The following is a 20665-nucleotide window of genomic DNA, read 5'->3' as shown; positions in this document are numbered from 1 at the left end:
TCCCCAAGAATGCCTTTCCATGCTTAAAGAATCCCTTTCGTTACTAAGACGAATAATCGTTTGTGCAGCACTGCTGCTTGCTGTGTGCGGTGGTAAATCACATGTATTTGCGGACGACGACCTGGCGGTCGTGAAATACCGAAACCCTGGTTTGAAGGTCGACTTGGGGGTGGGACTGTGGGCTTGGCCTATGCCGATGGATTGGGATGGAGATGGAGATACCGATCTTGTGGTCTCATGTCCCGATGTTCCTTTTAACGGGATGTATCTTTTCGAGAATCCCGGCGATGATGCCAGGTTCCCAACTTTTAAACCGCCAGTGAAAGTTGGTCCAGGCATGCACTCGGTGCACGTCTCGTTCGTCGACGGCAAGCCTCGCGTTCTTTCTCCCGGCACCGAATGGGTGAACTTTTTAGGGGGTGAATTCCAGGAGAATAAGTCGATCTATCCGACCAAGAACGTCCACCCGAATCGTGTGCGAGCTAACCAGTGGCGCTATGTCGACTACGACAACGATGGCGCGACGGACTTGCTGATCGGCGTAGGTGACTGGAAGGAGTACGGCTGGGACGACGCGTTCGACGCTGAAGGAAACTGGACTCGTGGACCGTTGCATGGATATGTTTATCTCCTTCGCAATACAGGGACGACGGAGAAGCCGACCTATGCCGAACCAACCAAGCTGGAAGCTGGTGGTCAACTGGTCGACGTCTTTGGCATGCCTTCTCCGAACTTGGCAGATTTCGACGGCGATGGCGATTTAGACTTGCTCTGCGGAGAATTCCTGGATGGCTTCACCTACTTCCAAAATGTAGGCAGTCGAGAGCGCCCGAAGTTTGCGTCTGGTAAGCGGCTTTCCTACGAGGGGCAACCGCTGGCGATGGACCTGCAGATGATCACGCCGACCGCATTCGATTGGGATCGGGATGGTGACTGGGATCTTGTCGTGGGTGACGAAGATGGTCGCGTCGCGCTGGTAGAGAATACCGGAAAAGTTGTCGATGGCCTGCCGCAATTTCTCCCTCCGAAATACTTTCAGCAAGAGGCTGACTCGCTCAAGTTCGGTGCGCTGGCAACGCCAGTCGGTGTCGACTGGGACGGTGACGGCGACGAAGACATCATCACAGGGAACTCGGCCGGGAACATCGCCTTCTTCGAAAACCTCGATGGTGGCAATCCTCCCAAGTGGGCAGACGCAAAACTGCTGAAGGCGAATGGCAAACCAATTCGTCCCCAGGCAGGACCAAATGGATCGATTCAGGGACCGGCCGAAGCAAAGTGGGGATATACAACTCTCAGCGTGGCCGACTGGGATCATGACGGGAAGGATGACCTGATCGTCAATTCGATTTGGGGCAAGGTCGAGTGGTATCGCAACCTTGGAAAAATTGATGAACTAGCGGAAGCCCAACCAGTGGAAGTCCAATGGGAAGGAGCTCCTCCCCATCCGGCGTGGAACTGGTGGAAGCCGGAGGGTAAGGAGTTAGCCACCCAGTGGCGTACGACACCGGTTGTGATCGACCTGGACGAAGATGGACTGAACGACTTGGTCTGTCTGGATCACGAAGGGTATCTAGCTTGGTTCCAACGAGAGAAGGTCGGCGACCAATTGATCCTGCGGCCCGGCAAGCGAATCTTTACCAATCGAAGGGGCGAACCGCTTCAGCTCAATGCGAAGATGGCCGGAGGAAGTGGGCGACGCAAGATCTGTATCGCTGACTGGGATGGCGATGGCAAATTAGACCTGCTGCTCAACAGTCGTAGCGTCGACCTGATGCGAAACGTTTCGACGAAAGATAAGCCGTGGGCTTTTGATGCACCCGTTCAAGTCCATCCTCATCGCCTGGCCGGGCACACGACGAGCCCTACGGTTGTTGACTGGAATAAAGACGATCGCCCCGACCTATTCATCGGAGCGGAAGATGGTCACTTCTACCACCTTGAGAACAACTGGAAGCCGTACGATACGAAACAGGTTGGTCCCTTAACGATCGAACGTCGTGTGATTGCTGTGCATCCATTTGAAGATGGGGCAAAAGCATACGGAAACCGGCCCTATGTCTGGGACTCCGTGCCTGAGCGTTTCAAGGGTTGGCAGTTTCTACGCGGCAATGGTGGGGAAGCTGAGCCTGCATTTGTCACCACTTCCAAAGACGAAACCGTTTACTTGGCGATTTCCGCATCGGTAAAACCGGCCGAGCTGCCGGAATGGCAACCGGTCGAAGGTGTCACGTTTCACTACACCGATGGTGGCCGCACCAAGATGCGGGTCTACAAGTGTGACTTGTCTGCTGGGGATCGGATCGCGATTCCTCAACTAACCTGGACTGGTGGAATACTCTTGCTGCCACCAACACCAGCTGTGGATCCAAAGCAAAAGACGAGTTTGGCGCCTGACGCGCCGAATGTGTTGTTCATCGCCGTGGATGACCTTCGCGTGCAGTTAGGATGTTATGATGACCCGATCGCTCAGACCCCCAACATCGACGCTCTAGCCAGCCGTGGTTTGTTGTTCCAGCGTGCTTATTGCCAACAGGCCTTGTGCAATCCTTCTCGTGCTTCGCTCATGACAGGCATGTATCCAGATTCACTCGGAATCTGGAACCTCGTAGCACATTTTCGGGAAAAGCGATCGGACGTCGTAACACTTCCCGAGCGTTTCAAAAAGGAAGGATACTTCACGCAGAATCTTGGCAAGGTCTATCACAACTATCGTCAGAACATTCAGAACGACGCACAGTCGTGGAGCGTTCCGGCAAAATACGATTGGGGTGCTCACTCGAACGATTGGTACGTCGAGGGAGAGCCATTTGAAATGCACCAGGTTCCAAAAGGACCAGCCACTCAAATGGTCGACGTACCCGACGAGGCATACCTCGACGGCCGTATCGCGAAGGCCGCGGTCGAGGCAATTCAGCAGCGAGCTAAGGAAGGACGGCCGTTCTTTCTGGCCGTCGGGTTCTGGAAGCCCCACCTCCCATTCAATGCCCCGCAGAAGTATTGGGACCAGTACGACGTGGACGAGATCGCACAGCATATCAAGGATCTGCCCGGATCGAATGCCCCGGAAATCGCGCTCCATGATAGCCGAGAAGTTCGCGGTTATGCGGACATGCCAAGGACTGGTGAAATTACCGCCGAGCAGAACCTGCGATTGAATCACGGCTACTACGCCGCGATTTCCTTTCTCGACACGCAAATTGGAAAGGTACTCGATGAATTGAAAAAGCAGGGACTCGCTGAGAACACGATCGTCGTGCTTTGGTCGGACCACGGATTTCACCTTGGCGAGCATGACCTGTGGTGTAAGACAAGCAATTTTGAACTCGATGCGCGTGTACCGCTTATCATCTCTCAGCCTGGAATGACGACCTCCGGCAAACAAAGTCGTTCGCTTGTCGAACTCGTCGACCTCTATCCCACGCTTTTGCAGCTAAGTGGAATAACGCCGCAGTCGCCCCTCGATGGCAAGAGTCTAAGGCCCGTTCTCGAGAACCCGGATGCCGTCGTCCGCAGCGGAGCTTTGACGCAACACCCGCGTCCTGCCTATTACAAGGGAAAGCCAGAGGTGATGGGCTACTCGCTACGTACCAATGATTTCCGCTATACCGAATGGCGTGACTTTAAGACCGGACAGGTAGACGCAGTTGAACTGTACGACCATAAGAAGGATCCGGAAGAATCCAACAATGTTGCAGATGAGTCGAACTACCGATCGATTCGGCAGACGTTGAGCGCCCAGTTAGCCAGTCGTCTGACTGACAACGAGTGAGTTGAGATCCAGATCCTTTCCACTACTTTGCAAACAGATCGGTCGAGAAATATCGTTCCATACGATCTGGAAAGACAGTCAAACAGACCGGATCGCCACCGTGTTCTCGGTATGCATGGACGGCTGCGAGATAGTTCAATCCAGAACTTGGACCTACCGGGAAGCCGGCGCGAATCAACTGCCGTGTGGTGTGGATGGCTTCTTCGTCCGAGATCTCAAACTGTTTCAATGCTGGCAAGTTGGCTTCGCGAAAGATCGTGGAAAGCCCATCAACGACGCCAGGGATTCTTGTACTGAAGCTGCAGCATTCAACGTCGGCAATGAGTCGATTGCTGACGGGACGAGCCAATACCGGCGTGAGCCTACAGCCTGCGGAGGTGAGTCCCTGGGTCACGCCGACAAGAGTCCCTCCTGTTCCGACGCCACTGACAAAGACGTCGACCTTGCCGCTAGGAATCTGGCAAAGCACCTCGGCTGCGGTTTCATCGCAGTGGGCTTTCGCATTGTCAGGGTTTGAGAATTGACGCGGCCAGAACGCATTGTGTTGCTCGGAGATTTGCTGAGCCAAGCGAATCGAAGCATCAATTCCGTCCTTGGCTTGGGTAAGCTCGACGTGTGCACCGTAAGCTCGAATTATCTTGACACGTTCGGGGCTGACGTTCTCTGGCATTACGGCCGTGAACTGAAGTCCCAACTGAGCCGACACCAAGGCAAACGCAATACTCGTAGAACCACTAGAAGCCTCGACGACTTGGTCGCCTGGTTGAATTAGCTGACTGCGCATCGCTTTTGAGAGGATGTAGCGGGCAATGCGATCCTTGGTCGAGCCACTTGGATTCAGATACTCCAGCTTGCACCACACAGGCACTCCGTGTTCGGGCAGCTCAATGGGAACCAACGGAGTGGTCACGCGACTGTTTGCAAGGATGGCTAAGGGATCGATCATTGTGGTTTCGGAAGCAAGAGCGATAAAACAACGTGTGATAAAACGCAAGCGAAGTCCGGAAGTATAAATCGCGGCAGCATTTGGTTAAAGTAAGGACTTGCGCTCCTGCAATTGATTCTTTCCCTTCCGACGACAAAACCTGAGAACCTGATCAAAAGATGCTCATCATGCGACAAAAACTCCTTCTGATTGCTCTTGTCTGTCTACTAGTCACGTCATCGCTTGTGGCGACTGGAAGAAGTGAAGAAGCAGATGTTCCTGCCAAGGACAAGTTTCACTTGTTTCTCTTGGTGGGTCAGTCCAATATGGCTGGACGTGGTAAGGTCACCCCTGACGACCAAGTGAAGAACCCCAAAGTGCTCATGTTCAACAAGCAGGGTAAATGGGTACCGGCCGTCGACCCGATGCACTTTGATAAGCCAGGCATCGTGGGTGTGGGCCTGGGGCGTACATTCGGGCTGGAGGTTTCCAAAGACAACCCGGACATCACTATTGGCTTGATTCCTTGTGCTGTGGGTGGTTCACCAATCAAATCGTGGGTGCCCGGTGCCTGGGATGCCCCGACCAAGTCGTATCCGTACGACGACGCAATGAAGCGAGCCAGCGTAGCGCTTCAATCAGGCCAGTTAAAGGGAATTCTTTGGCATCAGGGCGAATCTGACTCGCGACCAGAAAGAGCCGAGATTTATGAGCAAAAACTGCGTGAGCTGATCGCTCGGTTTCGCAAGGAACTCGACGCGGAGGATGTGCCATTTATCATCGGCCAGTTAGGCCAGTTTGAAGAGAATCCTTGGAACGAAGCCAAGTCGCAGGTTGATAAGGCACACCAGGATATCGCGAAGGCAGACGACAAGGTCCTCTTCATCAAATCAGATGGACTAACGCACAAAGGTGACAAGGTCCACTTCAATGCTGATTCGTATCGTGAGTTCGGAAAACGCTATGCAAAAGCATTTCTGGAGTTCAACGCGAAAGCGACCCAAGAGTAGTTTTCTACTCTCCAACGCTCATGGCTGCGGCGGTAGAACCTGAGGAGCCTCGGACGGCGAGGATCCTTCGTCTGGCTGGCTTTCCGTCGGGTTTAGCCGCTGGGCAACGGATTCGGGGTTGTCGACCGCTTCTTGGTCTGGTTTGACCAGAAGCGACCAACCGTGCAAAACGCCAGACCTCTCGCTACGACTGGCCCGAATCATCAACTGCCAGGTCCCTTTGAGGTTTTTGCCTTTGAAGTGGTTCAGCCCTGGCTGCCGCTTCTCTAACGCTTCCGGTCGAAACGTTCCGCGGAATGGTGCGCGAGAACGCGTGATACGCTCGCCGTTGTCGTCGTCGAAGATTGTCTTGTCGAAGTGGTCGTCGCTACCTCCGACACCAGTAAAGAGTTCGATGCGTTGGCCATCGGGGCCGATCAGGTAGCCATCAAGTTGTTCGGTATAGGTGTGAGTAATAGAAAGCTGCACGTTCAAATCTCCGATCAGATAATCGTCCGATACTTCGATTTCGGAGACGACCATCGATCTGGGAAGCAGCAATTGAGCCTGAGAACTGGAGAACTTTCCGCCCGCAACCGTTTGAGAGGTTAGCACTTCATTAATCGTGATCATGCCATCGCGATTATGATCGTACGATGCGAATTCTTCGAGCTTCGCTTCGTCCCACTCTTCGGTGAACTCAGACATTAAGACTTGCTTGTCGCCATCTCCATCCCGCTCGAAAAACCAGGTCGGGATCGCTTCTTGACTAGCGTTGGCTTCCCGTTCCAGTTCTTCGTTCAAGTATCGGGCAAACTCGTTCTCGTCGACTGCCCCGTTTCGGTCGTAGTCGACTCTGGCAATCGAAATTCCAACGCTGGCCATCTCTTGCGGATCAAGTTGGTCGTTGCGGTTGAAGTCATATCGCTCAAGGATGCTATCGGCCAGCGAAGCACTGCCGCGGTCACCACCCCGAGAACTGCCGGCCCGCATTCGATTGCGGCGATCGCTGTCATCTCGATTGTCTTCTTGTGATTGGGGTGCCTCGTTCAAAGAACCGACCGACATGATCGTGCGCTGCGACTCGCTACGGCGTCGAGCATATCTCTGAGAGAGTTCCAGCTTCGTGAGGCTTCCATCCTTATCGAAGTCGCTATCGAGTGGGTCATGTCCTGACCATTTGGCCCGCTCAATTTCTCGAGGATCTAACTTGCTGTCGTCATTACGATCCCAGCGACGAAGCATGGAGTCGGCTTCGTCGAGATCCGCTTGCGTGTAGGGGTATTTCACTTCACGAAGACCAAAACCGGGAATTAGCGGCTTCTCGGGATCAACGCCGAATCCCTTCATGCCTTCCGGTTCTCTCGCGGGCGGCAAAGTGGCGTCTTTGTCGCGATCACGGCGAGCGGCGTGAAGCCGGGCTGCTTGTTCCAGTTTCTTGACGGAGTTTGGGCGAGAGAGACTCAGGCCGTAAGGAATTGCGAATTCTTCGAGATAGCGTCGACCTCGCTCGGAAATCTCATCCGGTTCGATGTAACCATTGTTGTCGTCGTCGATACGATGGATCCATTCGCCTTGCCCAAAGCTGACGCCGGACATAATCGCGACCATGATTGCCGTCAAAAAAAAGCGATAGTCACACAGTTGGGGAATCATTTAACGCCCCTTCGTTCGGCTGGTGCTTGACGATGAGGACGAACGCGAGGGAGTGCTCGTTCGGGACGAATCGCCGGCCTGTTCAGCCAGAACTTGCTCGATCATTTCCAGGTTGATTCCGTTGGTCGCCGTGATAACTCGTACGGCTCGTTCGCTACGTTTGTCCACCGAAGCGACCAGTTGTTCCACTTCCGCAAAGAGTGCATCCGGAGCGGTAATTACGAGCGAGTTACTCGCTTCGTGAACGGCGACAGCCATGGTCGGTTTGCTTCCGCGGGTAGGCTTCTCTTGAAAGCCTCGCTGATTGTCATCGCCGCGTTGGTCTTTATTGTTCCCCTTGTTGTTATTCTGAGCGGCGTTTGCCTGAAGAGCCTGGGCATTTCGCTGGGCCGACATGTCGACACGATCAGGAAATGCCTCGCGGATCATCTCGGCCACTTCCGTTGCGCGGGCATGCTTCAATTCAATGATCCGCGAACGCCCTGAAGTCTCAACATCAGTGATACTGGAGTCCTTGTCGATGATTTTCATATAACTTTCGATTGTCGCGATATCTTCTCGAGTGCCTTGAACGATCAAGCGGTTGAGCCGGGCGTCAGACACAATCGTTGCCGTGCCGGCGGTAACCGTCGTTACGCCGTCTCGCTCGAAGAGTAGGCTGCCATAAAAGCTGCCGAGATTCCCCACCGAACCGCGTACGAGCGTATCGGTCGGTGTATCATTCAAGGCATTCCCACCATCTAGCAGGTCGGCCAGCATTTTGACCGCTTCTTCTGCGGATACATACTTCAGGTAGTAGATCACCGTGGGCGAAATCGCGTTCTTGTCTTGCGCCGAGAGCAAGCGGAGATGCTCTTCGAATCGATCCAACGCTTCGATATCGTCCGATTGAAGAAGAATACCGTTGGGGACTACTTGGCTACGAATCGGAGCGTTGGCGTTTTTCACCGTCGCTGAGGTGTTGATCGTGTCGCCTCCTTCTGGCAGGGAGACAAAGCTGTTATCACTCTCGTCGTCTGGATGCTCTGGCGAGCTCTTCAGACGAGGAGCGTCATCCTGAGATGAGTTCGTGGGAACAACTTCTTGCGTGTCCTTGTCGCTTTTCTCGTCTTCGGAGTGAAGCGAACGTTCAATGAATTGTTGCTGGGTGGCTCTTTCGGCAGGCAAGATCTGCAGGCAGTTATCGCCTCCCCACGACTTCTTGGCCGTTTGCAATAGGTTCTGACGTTTGGGACCGGTCAGAGGAACGAACCGTAAATCGGTCCCGCTGCTTTTGCGGGATTCCAAACGTTCAACCAACTGTTCAATTTGTTGAATTTGCTCCGCGGTACCGCGAACAAACAGGCGTCGATTGCCTGGGTCGGCATCTACCTTCGGCGGTGGCACACGAGCTTCGTCGTCACTATCCTCGTCTTCGTCTGTGACGCCGAACATTTCTGCCACGAGCGAGACGGCAAAGTAAGGATCAACGGAATTCAGTTCGACAACAGAAAACTCAACAGAAGGAGCCTGTAGTTCTTGAATTGTGTCGCGGATAAGCTGGTGAGTATCAGCATCGGCCAGGGCGACGATCGAGTTACTATTTTCCTGCATCGACAGACGAAGAGACTTATCAGCCAGGATCGTTTGAAGCACGTCATAAACGGCTTGCAAGTTGTCTCCGCTAACCGAATGGGACACGAGCGTCTTTTCGATCGGCGATTCTTCCGATTCCTCAGGCACGTCAACGACTTTTATCAGCGATTCAAGTCGATTGAGCTTCTCCTCCGAACCCACCGCGTAAAGGCGTCTTCCTGACGTATCCGTGGTAATCGTGATGTCGATCCCACTCATTTCGTTCTCAGGAATTCCCAAATGAGTTCCAGCTACCAGCAGCACGGTGGCCGCATCGGCATGCTTCAGATCGAAACGACGGATGGCCGCTTCGTCCCTTTGAGGTTCTTGCATCGATGCGAGAACTTGCAGCGCACTGCGAAGGTTCTTCGCCGTATCGGTGATGATGAGCTGATTTGACTTAGGAAGAACAACCGGGGTGGTCATCAGCGAAAGAGGTTCCATCTCGCTGATGGCTTCCGTGGCGACAACATTCCCTAGTTTGATGAAGCATTTAACCACTTCATGATCGTTCAGCTGGTCGAGTTCATCGGTAGAAACGACCCGGGCCATCGCGTTCAACTGTTGAAGCCCGCGAGGATCGCCGAGATTGATAACCGATAACAATTGCCCCTTGCGGACCAACGCATAACCACGAGGCAACAGGAAAAGATTCAGGCGGGTGACAGCATCGTCGACCGTGAAGTACTGGCTGTCCGAATACGTAAAACTGCCAGTGGGCACATCGTCGACGTAGAGCGAAAGGTCTCCGGCTTCCGCGATCCAGTCGAGCACCTCACGCCATGAAGCACCACTGAACGAGAACCGCAGCTTTCCCTCCATATCGGGCGACGCCACTTCGGTTCCGGTCTCGTCGCTGATCACCATTTCAACTGGTGGGACTGGTAGCTCGACAGAAGCGTCTTTTGCTTGCCCGAATGCATTGGTTTGACCCAACAGCGCCAAGGCAAAGGCGCCGTAAAAAGAAGCAGATAACGAATAGGAAACGCGATACATGGTTTGCTTCACCGGGTAAGGCTCCCGGCTCCCGTGGTTGTTTCAGCGGGCACGCCAGTGGTAAGCGATGTATTGCTGTACCTGTTCGCATGGGGCCAAGTTATCAATGGCAGATAAGGCAGGACTGCTTGCTTGGCATTGCGGCGGAAGCTGTCTCAAACGAACTCGAGACAGGGAAATCCAGGTGGGTACAACGAAATCGTTGGTAGGCAATCGGCAGGACAACAAATCTTTACTAAGTAACGTTTTAGATCGTCTTCCCGATTACGTCAATGTTTTCTATTTCCATGCAATTTAGCCTCTTTTCGCCTCAGCCAGCTCTGTGACCAATGACGTAACACCCGACAACGTCCAGACCGGCGTTTCAGACTTGGGGTAACAAACGCTTTCCGCCTCATTATTTGCCAGCAATTGAGGAAAAGAGTTAGCTAGCGAGTCGTCGTCGGCGCTAATCGAATCTAAGCATGTCTAGGCGTTTTTGGTTTTGTGGTGCGCAAAACAAAGAAAGTTTAGTCATTTATCGTAGAGAATTTGCGAGATAGTCCTTGCTAGAATTCTCCGTGTCAGTGGGTCTTATTCATTTTTTCGATCGACCTGAGGCTTCCTGGAGGCATTCGGGCGTCGATTTTCTACTTTTCCTAAAAGGACTGGTTATGAAACGCTCGCATCGGGCCCAGGGCTTCACGCTTGTCGAATTGCTCGTCGTGATTGCCATTATTGGTGTTTTGATCGCACTTCTACTGCCTGCGGTGCAGCAAGCCCGGGAGGCCGCTCGCCGGATGCAGTGCAGCAACAACCTCAAGCAGATCGGCTTAGCACTTCACAACTATGAAAGCACGCATCGGGTTTTTCCACCTGGGCAATGCCGTGATACGAGCGGTACCCCGGATGCTTCCACGCACGCTTTTATCTTGCCCTTTTTAGAACAAGGCAACAGCTACAAGTTGTTCGACTTTTCGTACTCTATTAACGGAAGCACGGTCAATTCGGAAGCTACCAACCAGTTGATCACGCCTTATCAATGTCCTTCCGATATTCAACCGGCCGGAAATTCGATCGCAGGCAGCGGTACGGTGTACGGTGGAGCGAGCTACATGCAGAATCTGGGGGCAACGGCCACGGTGATCCCAAGCGAAATTGCCTCGCAACTTGGAGGGCCTTTTTTCCGCAACTCGGCTACCCGGTTTGCGGACATGACTGATGGCACAACGAATACGGCACTGTTTTCTGAGATTAAGAAGGGGCCGAGTGGTTCTTCAACAAAGACGGTCGTCGCAGCCGGTGATCCAAATGACTTTCGTGTCGCGACGTCAGTCACTGCGGGCTTCTGGAATGCCGATGCCGAAACGCCTCCGTCCGTTTGTGAAACCCGTAGCACTTCGGCGTGGAACTATCGCGGACTGCAATACTATCGCGGCCTGGTCGTGACAACGTTCTACACTCACACGCTGACGCCGAATGCCCGACTTCGGGACTGTGTCGACGGTTCGCACGGATCGCGCGGCCACCTGGCTGCACGAAGCTATCACCCCGGTGGCGTACAAACGGCGTTTGCCGATGGTTCTGTCGCGTTTATACCGGACACAATCGACGACGCAACCTGGCGAGCGATGGGTAGCATGGCTGGCGGCGAAGTCATTTCTCGCAATTAACGAGGGCAATCCTACGAACCTGCTAAGAGGTTGAATACGATTGAAAATGAGGTTTCCTGTGATTACCGAACGTTGGCCAGGCGTTTCACTAAGACTTGTTTACGTAGGGGCACTGATCCTCGGTGCGTTCGCGTTGGGCTGCAACAATGTTCCAACGGGCGATATTGTTCCAACCTCACCGGCCTCTGGTGTGGCTAAGTACCAGGGCAAACCGCTCGAGTACTACCAGATTCAGTTCATTCCGGAAGAAGGCAGACCTGCCGCCGGGATCACGGACGAGGACGGTAACTTCACGCTGGGGACGAATGATGTCGGTGACGGAGCCCCGAGCGGTTCGCACCGCGTGGCAGTTACCTACGTTGGTCCCCCTCCTCCGCCTGATTACGGGGTGACCAATTTCGATCCGATTCCCCCACCGAAGTTCAAGATTCCGACAAAGTTTAATGATCCCAAGAAGTCTGGGATCGTGGTTGAAGTTCCAGAGGACGGAAAGACCGATTTTCTGATCGAACTAAAATAGGCCCACTGTTGCAGGGCGAGAGGGAAGCCATGGGGCTTCCCTTTTTTATGGGTAGATCAGGAAGGGGGCGCGACGCTCGGCGAACTTTTCGAGGTCGTCCTCGTAAGCCTGAGAAATCTCTTGCGGAGACTTTGACTGAAGAATGTTCTGCTTGACGCGTCCGTTACCTAATAGGACAGACAAACGATCGGTCTTCCAGGCATCGGGGTAAAGCTCGCGAAGGCTGGAAGCTGTCGCCCAGCCGAGGTCAAGGGGCCGAAAAGTGTCCCAGTCTGTGATGATGAAATTGACGCCACCGCATGGCTTGCCTTCGTACTTGCTGGAATGAGGAGTGAACTCGACACCGATGACTTGGACTCCAGGCAAGTTGTACGCGTTGATCCGAGAAGCGAGCTCCGGACCATCGATCCACGGAGCCCCTAGCACTTCAAATGGCGTATCCGTACCGCGGCCAACAGATACATTGGTCGTCTCCAGTAGCCCTACCCCAGGATAGATCATCGCTTGGGTTAAGTTCCGCATGTTGGGAGACGTGTTTCGCCATGGGAGCCCGGTATCGAAAAGAAGTTGGTCCCTCTTCCAGTCTGAAAGAGGAACGATCGTTAGATCGGTCTTCCAACCACGTTCCTCGTTCATCATCTTCGCCAACTCACCGATTGTCATTCCGTGCCGAACAGGGACGGAGTGGAACGCAACGAAAGACTCTTCTTCGCGATCAAGCAGAGGGCCTTCAATCACAACGCCGCCTAGCGGGTTCGGACGGTCGAGCACCACAAAGGGGATGCCCTGCTCTGCTGCGGCTTCCATAGCCAACCCCATCGTGGAAATGTACGTATAGAAGCGGCAGCCGATGTCCTGAATGTCGAAAACCAGGATATCGATCCCTTCTAATTGCTCAGGCGTAGGCTTGCGAGATTCGCCATAAAGACTCTTCACCGTGATGCCAGTTGCCGGATCGACAGCATCGCCAATATGAGACTGATCGAGACGGCCAGCGAAACCATGTTCTGGGCTGAATAAGGCCACCAAGTTCACTTCCGGCGACTCGGCAAGGAGCAAATGAGTCGGCTTGCCGGCTTTGTTTCGGCTAGTGTGATTGGCAATCAGGCCAACCTTTTTCCCCCGGAGCAGTTCGAACCGGCTATCGGCGAGTACATCGACGCCCAGTTTGGTGCCCGTGCTGGCTGAATTCATGTCAGCCTTTCGACAAGCGTCTGCGGCGATCGTTCCAATCTGACCGGCAAGAGCGTTGACAGAGCCCTTCTCATTCGGGTGAACGCGATTCGAGAGAAAAAGCACCACCAGTTCCAACTTGGGATCAATCCATAGTGCGGTTCCCGTGAATCCACCGTGGCCGTACGCGGACGAACTCATCGACTTGCCGCGATTGCTCGAGTAGCCACTTTGCTTGTCCCAGCCCAGCCCACGAAGATTGCCTGCGGCATCGTATGAGTTGGTCATTGCTGCCAACGTTGTTGCCCCGAGCCGTTGTTTGGACTCTGGATTGCGGGCGTCGAGCATTGCCTGGGCATAAAGCATCAGATCATTTGCCGTACTGAACAGGCCTGCGTGGCCGGCAACGCCATCGCAATAGCGTGCGCGCGGATCATGCACCGTTCCCCGCAACCACGTTCCGCCAACTTTGGTAGTGGTAACGGCACGTTTGGCTAACGTTTCGCTTGGGTTGTAACCCGACTCGTTCATGCCCAGTGGTTTGAAGATATGTTCGGTGGCGTACTGGTCCAGTGGCATCTTCGCAACGCGGGCAACTACTTCACCAAGCAGAATGAAACCGACATCGGAATAGCGAAAACGCTCTCCAGGTTCTGACAGCAGCTTGAGATTGCAGATCTTCTCGTAAGCCCCTGGCCAGCCACTTTCATAATCGGATAAGGCATTGTCCGGGGTAAGGCCACTTGTATGGATCAGAAGCTGCTTGATGGTGATCTCTTCTTTGCCATGCCCGCGAAACTCTGGCAAGTAGGTGACAACTGGTGCATCTAACTCCACCTTGCCAGCTTCGACCAGTTGCATCACGCTGGTGGCCGTGACGATGGGCTTGGTAAGCGACGCCATATCGAACACCGTATCGGTCGTCATCGGTTCGACCGAGGGTTCAATTCGACGGTTACCGTGTGCCTTCTTGTAGACGACTTGTCCGTCACGAGCGACAACGACCACGCAGCCGGGCATCCGCTTCTCGCCGAGTGCGGCTTCAATTGCCTGATCCATATCCGCAGTAATAGCCTCTGCCAGGCCTTGGGACTGGGGCGGTGTAGCAGACAAATATGTCCCCGGAAGAAGCCAGGCCAGAGCGAGTAGGAAAGCAGCCAAACAACGCCGACTCATTAATCTTCCTCCAAGGAAGCAATTTGGGAAGTTTCGCCCCGCCAGGAGACCACATATCCGAGAAATACGGTGACCCCGAAGGAAGTACCACAACAAATCAACGAATACCAGTAACCACTGATGCTCGTCTGAAAAGCGACCAGCGTAATCACAGCGGCACCTGTAAGCAGACCGATGTTCGCCAATATGCTTGAGACGCGGCCAACGACCAGAGCAACAAAGAATAGCCCCAGTAATAGTCCTGCCGAAAAACCAGCGATGGCCAAGGCCTGATTGACGACGGTATCGGCGAAGTCGCCACGGAAAGCAATAACTGCAACGGCTGCCTGCGAGAGGGTGAAAAGGACAGTAAAAGCACGGGCAAGTCGAAGCCGCCGTTCCTCGGGCAAGTCACTCCATGCCTGGCGTCCGAAGTCTTGCAGTAGCGAACTGGAAGACGAATTGACGGAACTGGAAAGGGTTGACATAGCGGCGGCAAAAACGGCTGCCAGGATGATTCCCCGGATGCCCAGAGGAAGTTCACCCACGATAAACGTTGCCAATGCCTGGTCGCCAGCAATGTTGACCTTCGTGGGATCAAACTCTGTGAAATAACAGGCCAGAGCGACGCCAATTGCTAGAAACAAAGCAAACTGCGCGAAAACGATGGGCCCGCTCCACAGAAGTGCCCAGCCGGCGGAACGTTGATCCTTCGCGCAGAGATATCTTTGGACAATCAGCTGGTCGGCACCATGCGTCGCCAGGCTGAGCATTCCCCCGCCCAGCAGTCCTGCCCATAGCGTTAAGTGACCTTCTGTCGGAAACAATTCGAGATCGAAGAGTCTCAAGCGGCCTGTTTCCGAAGCAAACTGAAAGTATTGCTCGGTGCCACCAGGAAGACGCATCAGGATCACGGACAATGCAATCATGGCGCCAGCCATGTAAACGCCAAACTGGAGACAGTCATTCCATACCACCGAGCGAACTCCGCCGAACAAAGCATAGATAGCAGTGGCAACGGCGAGGATGGCAACACTAATCTCAAACGGTAGTTGCATTACTTGTTGCAGGGCGAGCGCTGTGAGAAAAAGCCGCAGACCATCGCCAAGGGTGCGAGCAATCAGAAAAAAGAGGGACGCCAGTCGCCGGGTCGAGCTGCCGAAGTTTCGTTGAAAGACTTCGTACGCGGTCGAGTTTTCGTTTTGGAAATAGAGAGGAAGCAGAAACACCAGTACTAGAACGCGTCCGACGATGTAGCCGAGTGCCAACTGGAGGAAGCCGAAGTTGCCCCCTTCCTTAAACGCCAGACCAGGGACGCTCAAAAATGTGACGGTGCTCGTTTCCGTGGCAACGATCGAAAGCAGCAGAGCCCAGGTCGGCAGGTTCTTCGATCCGAGAAAGAAGTCGTTTGTTGAATTGCCCCCCTTCCCCAACCAAATTCCCAGCAGGGTCGTCCCCACGATGTAAATAGCGATTATCGCTACATCGATCGGATGAATCGCCAAAATCGCCAGGATTATCATGCAGGCGAGCCGGTCCTTGGGTTGGGGATAAATGGGGGAAACGAAGCCGCGACGGACCATTTTTAGTCTAGCTTGAGTAGCTATTTTCGCTAGATGATCAAGCGCACAATTATCTCGCTTTTGCGCAGAGAAGCTATGCCGCTAAGCAATCCGCGTCTAAACTGGGCTGAATGTTACGCACCCCACTTTCCCGCTGGTCCCTATTCATTGTGCGATCATGCTCGATCATTTGACGACCGAAGCCAGTAATCCAGCGTCTGAAGACCTCGATGAAATGTCGACTTTGGATCTGGTGAATCTGATCAACGGCCAGGACGCAGGCGTGGCTTTGGCTGTTGGACAGCAAGCGCTACAAATTGCCGCGGCGATCGATGCCATATCAACACGACTGCTGCGGTCGGGTCGCTTGATTTACTTCGGTGCGGGAACATCCGGACGACTGGGCGTTCTCGACGCAGCTGAATGTCCTCCAACGTTCAGCTCTGATCCCAAGCAGGTGATCGGTTTAATTGCTGGTGGCCCAACTGCCATGACAACAGCGGTGGAAGGAGCAGAAGATAATCCGGAGCTCGGGGCCAAAGACCTGCAAGCCATTGGACTATCGTCCCAAGATGTCGTTGTCGGGATTGCTACCAGCGGGCGTACGCCCTACGTTATTGGTGGACTTGACTATGCTCGGGAATCGGGAGCCTATGCGATTGGTTTGACGTGCAACGATAACTCCGAGTTGCACTCTCATTGCGATTTGGTGATCGCCCCGGTTGTTGGTCCCGAGATCATCAGTGGGTCGACACGCATGAAGGCCGGAACGGCAACCAAAATGGTGCTCAACATGCTAAGTACGGGCGCGATGGTTCGGCAAGGAAAAACCTTCGGAAACCTGATGGTCGACCTGCGGGCGACCAACTCCAAGCTCAATGCACGAGCCAAGCGAATCGTCAAAGCGGCTACGAAGCTCTCCGAAGATGAGGCTTCTCGCCTTTTAGAGCAATGCAATGGCGAGGTGAAGACGGCGATCGTGGTTCATCACACGGGCGAGTCTGCTGAGCAAGCACGTATCTTGCTCAGCGAGGCCAATGGTCACCTTCGTCAGGCTATCAGGGGAATAACCCGGGAACGTAGCTGCTAATGCTGACTCACCTGAATATAACAAGCAGCATGTCCCACCGAGATCGATCGTCCGGCGAACTTGTGTTAGCGGTCGATAGCGGTGGAACGAAAACATCTTGTGTCCTGGCTCGTATTGGGGCTGATAAGCAATACACAATTTTGGGAACTGGCCGTGCAGCGGCTGGTAACCCGCGAGTAGTCGGACTGGACGCAGCGGCCAGGGCAATTGCCGAGTCGGTGAAGTTGGCCAAAGCAGAGGCGGGGATCGATGGTTTTCCTTGCCATCGCGCGCTCTTTGCAGTCGCGGGTACGCTCCACGAGCGAATACGAGACGGTCTTTGCCAACGTCTTGGGGAAATGGAACTGGCCGAAGAATGCTATGTCGTTCCTGATCTTATTCCCCTGGTAGCCGGTTGCGGCTCTGCTGTGTCGATCGGATTGATCGCGGGAACCGGTTCGGTAGCTATCGGCCGGGATGCGCTGGGAAGGTATGCCGTTGCTGGTGGCTGGGGGCCCTTGCTGGGGGACGATGGAAGCGGCTTCGCGATCGGACGGTCAGCGCTTCGCGCGACTTTAAGCCAGCTCGAATCTGGAGAGTCGACAAGCGGGTTGGCCAAGCAAGTGTGCGAAACACTTGGAGCAAGCACATCCCTTGGAATGAAAGCTGCGCTCGCGGACACGGCTGATCTGCGTGAGTTGGTTGCGTCGTTCGCGCCGATCGTCTTGTCGGAGGCAAACGGTGCTGATCCGCTTTGTGTCGCGATCATTGCCAAGGCAGCGACCGATTTAGCTGAGATAATCCAGTCACTTCAAACGCGATTGGAAATCCCGCCTGCGGGGATGAACATCGCGCTCTCAGGCGGAATCTTGCAAGCAAAATCTCCGCTGATCGACCAGCTTTCTGAGCAGCTGAACGCTCGCGGGTTTCAAGCCACACTTCAGCGGATTGATGATCCCGTCTTGCCGATTCTGAATATGCTTGCCCAGCCTGAATTGCCGAGACAGTCCGAGATCCTTCCGTAGCAATTACGGCGTCACAAATCCGCCGGTGGTCGGTTGCGAGCAACCGGTTGTTTCCGGAATGGTTAGTGGTAGATTTCGCAAGCTACGTACGGCCAACCAGGCGAAACATTCTGCTTCGAGAGTCACCGGACTCAGATTGCGCTGATCGATGGTTCTTACCATCGGGTATCTCTCACGAAGACTCTTCATAATCACCGGATGATGCGCTCCACCTCCGGTTACCCAGAGGATCCCCAGAGGCCCTGGCATCGTAGCGATTGCGGCTTCCACAGCCCCTACGGTTACGGCACAAAGCGTGGCAGCACCATCTTCGACGCTCAAACCGGAAACATCGATATGGTCGAATTCGAAGCGATCTGCTGACTTTGGAAGTGGTCGCTGAAAATAGGGTGCAGAAAGAAAGTCATCAACAAGCACCTGTTGAACGGTACCACGGCTAGCAAGCTTGCCATCGATATCGTGGCTAAGTCCCGCCATTTCCTGGGTCCACTCATCCAAGAGACCACACCCGGGGCCGGTATCTGCGGCGACGATCGACCCGTCCGCGCCAAGCCAGGTCAGATTGGCAATACCTCCCAGGTTAAGTACCCCAACGGGAAACTTCTCGTCGTGGAATAAGGCCTGGTGAAAGAAGGAAGCCAGCGGCGCACCCCGCCCGCCGCGAGCCATGTCGCGGCGTCGGAAATCTGAGACAACTTGCAGCCCGGTGTTCTCGGCCAGAAGCCAAGGATTGCCCAACTGCATGGTCACTCCATCATTGGGAAGGTGACGTACCGTATGGCCGTGAAAACCAATCAGCTTGGCTGAATTCGCGATGGTTCCCAGCTGTTGTTTGAGAACGTCGACGGCCTCGGCGTGATGCAGGGTAATCTCACGTTCCAGCAACAACAGCTCGTTCAAGCGAATGTTGTGCTGCGAGGCTTCCAGAATCCGCGATCGTAGCTCTTCGTCGTAAGGATGCCGTAATCCTCCGTGAAACTTTACGAAATCTTCGCCGTCAGTCGAGATGAGCGCTGTATCAACTCCTTTGGCGGAACTGCCGCTCATGAGTCCAATAACAGTGCGACGATGGTGCTGACTCTCGCTCATGGGTACCTTAGCGCACTCGTTTTCCACCCTGATGCGGGGAAGGTGTCGGCAATGGATTGGCAACGTTCGATTCAGCTTACTCCTCTGCTGAGTTGAAGATAGCCCCCAGCAAAACGACATGAGCAATTTGATAAATAATTCTCGCTTCTGCGCAATAGCCATGGCTAAGAAAAGCTAGAATGCAAGGAAGCTCTTTATAGCCCGAAGATCACTAAATCGATGTCCGATGATGACGAACACAGCAAAACCATCTGACGAAAAACTCCTGGTCCAGGTCGTCGCCGTGATGGTCGAAACTGAGACGAGCTGGGGGCGTCGAATAATTCGAGGTATTGCTCAATACGCAGAGAAGAACGCCCTTTGGCATTTACTAATTGACCCTCGTGACCATGAACAGCGTTCGTCTTTGCCGGACGGATGGCGAGGTCACGGTGTGATTGCCAGATTGTCATCGCGACAGCAAATCGATCAGATCCAGCAACATAAAATCCCCGCCGTAGACGTCGACGACGTGGGACCATCGGTGCCTGGGATTGGACGAGTTGTCACGGACGAGGCTGCCCGGGCAGAGCTTGCGGTGGAACACCTGTTGGCAAGAGGGTTCAAGCAGTTTGCTTACTTTGCCCCGCCGAGCCATCGCTATTCGAACAATCGGGGCGAAGCCTTTCAGCAGGCGGTAGCCATCCGTGGACACGAGTGCCATACCTATCGCCCCGGATACCGTGCAGGGCGAAAGATGTCTTGGGGAGAGCAGCAGCGCCGCGTCAATCGCTGGCTGCATTCGCTTCCACGCCCCATTGCCATCCTGGCGGTCGATGCCCATCATGCTCGCCAGTTGGCCGAAGTCTGCCACTTCTCGTCGATTCGCGTACCGGACGACTTTGCGATCTTGGCAGGTGACTCGGATGACCTTCTGTGCGAGGTTTCGACGCCTCCCCTCTCGGCTGTCTCGCTTGCTTGCGAACGAATTGGTTATGAGGCGGCGGCGATGCTTCATCAGATGATGGAAGGTAAGAGTGCCCCGAGTGAGCCCGTACTGATTCCGCCGCAGGGCGTTGCCAGCCGTCAATCGACCGATTTTTTAGCGATCGATGACCCCATGATCGTACGTGCCTTGCGATTCATCCAAAACCATACGCACCAAGGGATTGGAGTGGATGATATCTTGAGGGAAGTCCCTCTTTCACGTCGCAGCCTAGAGATTCAGTTCAAATCCTACTTGGGGCGAACACCGGCAGAGGAAATCCGCCGGGTGCAGCTAGAGCGTGCCAAGGAATTGCTTTTAAATCGCGACCTATCCATAACCGAGGTCGCACTGAGTTCCGGCTTCAGCAATGCCACGCGATTTGGTATAGCCTTTCGCAAGAAGTTCGGAACCACGCCGCGCAGTTTTCGGAAAACGCTTCTTAGCGAATAGATACAAGTTCTCTGTCGATTCGTCAGGTAACCCGTCCGTCTTATTCCACCG

At 54.2% G+C, this 20665-nt stretch carries 13 protein-coding genes; 7 read left to right on the top strand and 6 right to left on the bottom strand.

Annotated elements, in window-relative coordinates; all coding sequences use genetic code 11:
* Positions 1 to 19 precede the first annotated feature (19 nt).
* On the top strand, positions 20 to 3772 hold the full coding sequence (locus PSR63_RS26155) for a sulfatase-like hydrolase/transferase (RefSeq protein WP_274328999.1): 3753 nt from the start codon (positions 20 to 22) through the stop codon (positions 3770 to 3772).
* A gap of 22 nt (positions 3773 to 3794) precedes the next feature.
* Here the strand turns inward: PSR63_RS26155 and PSR63_RS26150 are convergent, their stop codons facing one another.
* Complete coding sequence (locus tag PSR63_RS26150; RefSeq protein ID WP_274328997.1) at positions 3795 to 4718, bottom strand: PLP-dependent cysteine synthase family protein; 924 nt, start codon at positions 4716 to 4718, stop codon at positions 3795 to 3797.
* 167 nt (positions 4719 to 4885) lie between these two features.
* On the opposite strand from PSR63_RS26150, the gene PSR63_RS26145 reads away from it, so the two are divergent.
* Positions 4886 to 5707 (top strand): sialate O-acetylesterase, encoded by an 822-nt coding sequence (locus PSR63_RS26145; RefSeq protein ID WP_274328995.1) that lies wholly within the window; start codon positions 4886 to 4888, stop codon positions 5705 to 5707.
* Between the two features lie 18 nt (positions 5708 to 5725).
* On the opposite strand, the gene PSR63_RS26140 is transcribed toward PSR63_RS26145, so the two are convergent.
* Both PSR63_RS26140 and PSR63_RS26135 read right to left on the bottom strand, forming a co-directional pair.
* Positions 5726 to 7342, bottom strand: a complete 1617-nt coding sequence (locus PSR63_RS26140; RefSeq protein ID WP_274328993.1) for a proprotein convertase P-domain-containing protein — start codon at positions 7340 to 7342, stop codon at positions 5726 to 5728.
* Positions 7343 to 9964, bottom strand: a complete 2622-nt coding sequence (locus tag PSR63_RS26135) for a secretin N-terminal domain-containing protein (protein WP_274328991.1) — start codon at positions 9962 to 9964, stop codon at positions 7343 to 7345.
* Positions 9965 to 10605: 641 nt separating this feature from the next.
* Between PSR63_RS26135 and PSR63_RS26130 the strand changes: the two genes are divergently transcribed.
* Complete coding sequence (locus PSR63_RS26130; protein WP_274328989.1) at positions 10606 to 11604, top strand: DUF1559 domain-containing protein; 999 nt, start codon at positions 10606 to 10608, stop codon at positions 11602 to 11604.
* A gap of 58 nt (positions 11605 to 11662) precedes the next feature.
* Positions 11663 to 12124, top strand: a complete 462-nt coding sequence (locus PSR63_RS26125) for a hypothetical protein (protein ID WP_274328988.1) — start codon at positions 11663 to 11665, stop codon at positions 12122 to 12124.
* 45 nt (positions 12125 to 12169) lie between these two features.
* On the opposite strand, the gene PSR63_RS26120 is transcribed toward PSR63_RS26125, so the two are convergent.
* Positions 12170 to 14473: an exo-beta-N-acetylmuramidase NamZ domain-containing protein gene (locus tag PSR63_RS26120; RefSeq protein WP_274328986.1), complete on the bottom strand. Its 2304-nt coding sequence runs from the start codon at positions 14471 to 14473 to the stop codon at positions 12170 to 12172.
* The gene (locus PSR63_RS26115) at positions 14473 to 15975 is read right to left on the bottom strand and encodes a sodium:solute symporter family transporter (RefSeq protein ID WP_274328984.1); all 1503 of its coding nucleotides are present in this window, start codon (positions 15973 to 15975) and stop codon (positions 14473 to 14475) included. The genes PSR63_RS26120 and PSR63_RS26115 overlap by 1 nt, the downstream gene beginning before the upstream one ends.
* A 217-nt stretch (positions 15976 to 16192) precedes the next feature.
* On the opposite strand from PSR63_RS26115, the gene murQ reads away from it, so the two are divergent.
* Both murQ and PSR63_RS26105 read left to right on the top strand, forming a co-directional pair.
* On the top strand, positions 16193 to 17104 hold the full coding sequence (murQ, locus tag PSR63_RS26110) for an N-acetylmuramic acid 6-phosphate etherase (protein ID WP_274328982.1): 912 nt from the start codon (positions 16193 to 16195) through the stop codon (positions 17102 to 17104).
* Between the two features lie 29 nt (positions 17105 to 17133).
* On the top strand, positions 17134 to 18108 hold the full coding sequence (locus PSR63_RS26105; protein WP_274328980.1) for an N-acetylglucosamine kinase: 975 nt from the start codon (positions 17134 to 17136) through the stop codon (positions 18106 to 18108).
* A 3-nt stretch (positions 18109 to 18111) separates the two neighbouring features.
* On the opposite strand, the gene PSR63_RS26100 is transcribed toward PSR63_RS26105, so the two are convergent.
* A complete protein-coding gene (locus PSR63_RS26100) occupies positions 18112 to 19197 on the bottom strand; it encodes an anhydro-N-acetylmuramic acid kinase (RefSeq protein ID WP_274328978.1) in 1086 nt (361 codons plus the stop codon).
* A 226-nt stretch (positions 19198 to 19423) separates the two neighbouring features.
* Here PSR63_RS26100 and PSR63_RS26095 point away from each other — a divergent pair, with 226 nt between their 5' ends.
* Positions 19424 to 20614 (top strand): AraC family transcriptional regulator, encoded by a 1191-nt coding sequence (locus tag PSR63_RS26095; protein WP_274328976.1) that lies wholly within the window; start codon positions 19424 to 19426, stop codon positions 20612 to 20614.
* Positions 20615 to 20665: the final 51 nt, after the last annotated feature.

Source organism: Bremerella sp. P1, assembly GCF_028748185.1.
Lineage (GTDB): Bacteria > Planctomycetota > Planctomycetia > Pirellulales > Pirellulaceae > Bremerella.
The sequence above is the reverse complement of the archived record's forward strand: the minus strand, read 5'-3'. Positions and strand labels throughout refer to the sequence as shown.

What these genes read in the sequence shown, in the direction of transcription:
- PSR63_RS26155 (WP_274328999.1), top strand. Translation starts at nt 20, where the DNA reads ATGCTTAAAGAATCCCTTTCGTTACTAAGACGAATAATCGTTTGTGCA.
- PSR63_RS26150 (WP_274328997.1), bottom strand. Translation starts at nt 4,718, where the DNA reads ATGATCGATCCCTTAGCCATCCTTGCAAACAGTCGCGTGACCACTCCG.
- PSR63_RS26145 (WP_274328995.1), top strand. Translation starts at nt 4,886, where the DNA reads ATGCGACAAAAACTCCTTCTGATTGCTCTTGTCTGTCTACTAGTCACG.
- PSR63_RS26140 (WP_274328993.1), bottom strand. Translation starts at nt 7,342, where the DNA reads ATGATTCCCCAACTGTGTGACTATCGCTTTTTTTTGACGGCAATCATG.
- PSR63_RS26130 (WP_274328989.1), top strand. Translation starts at nt 10,606, where the DNA reads ATGAAACGCTCGCATCGGGCCCAGGGCTTCACGCTTGTCGAATTGCTC.
- PSR63_RS26120 (WP_274328986.1), bottom strand. Translation starts at nt 14,473, where the DNA reads ATGAGTCGGCGTTGTTTGGCTGCTTTCCTACTCGCTCTGGCCTGGCTT.
- PSR63_RS26115 (WP_274328984.1), bottom strand. Translation starts at nt 15,975, where the DNA reads ATGATAATCCTGGCGATTTTGGCGATTCATCCGATCGATGTAGCGATA.
- murQ (WP_274328982.1), top strand. Translation starts at nt 16,193, where the DNA reads ATGCTCGATCATTTGACGACCGAAGCCAGTAATCCAGCGTCTGAAGAC.
- PSR63_RS26105 (WP_274328980.1), top strand. Translation starts at nt 17,134, where the DNA reads ATGTCCCACCGAGATCGATCGTCCGGCGAACTTGTGTTAGCGGTCGAT.
- PSR63_RS26100 (WP_274328978.1), bottom strand. Translation starts at nt 19,197, where the DNA reads ATGAGCGAGAGTCAGCACCATCGTCGCACTGTTATTGGACTCATGAGC.
- PSR63_RS26095 (WP_274328976.1), top strand. Translation starts at nt 19,424, where the DNA reads ATGATGACGAACACAGCAAAACCATCTGACGAAAAACTCCTGGTCCAG.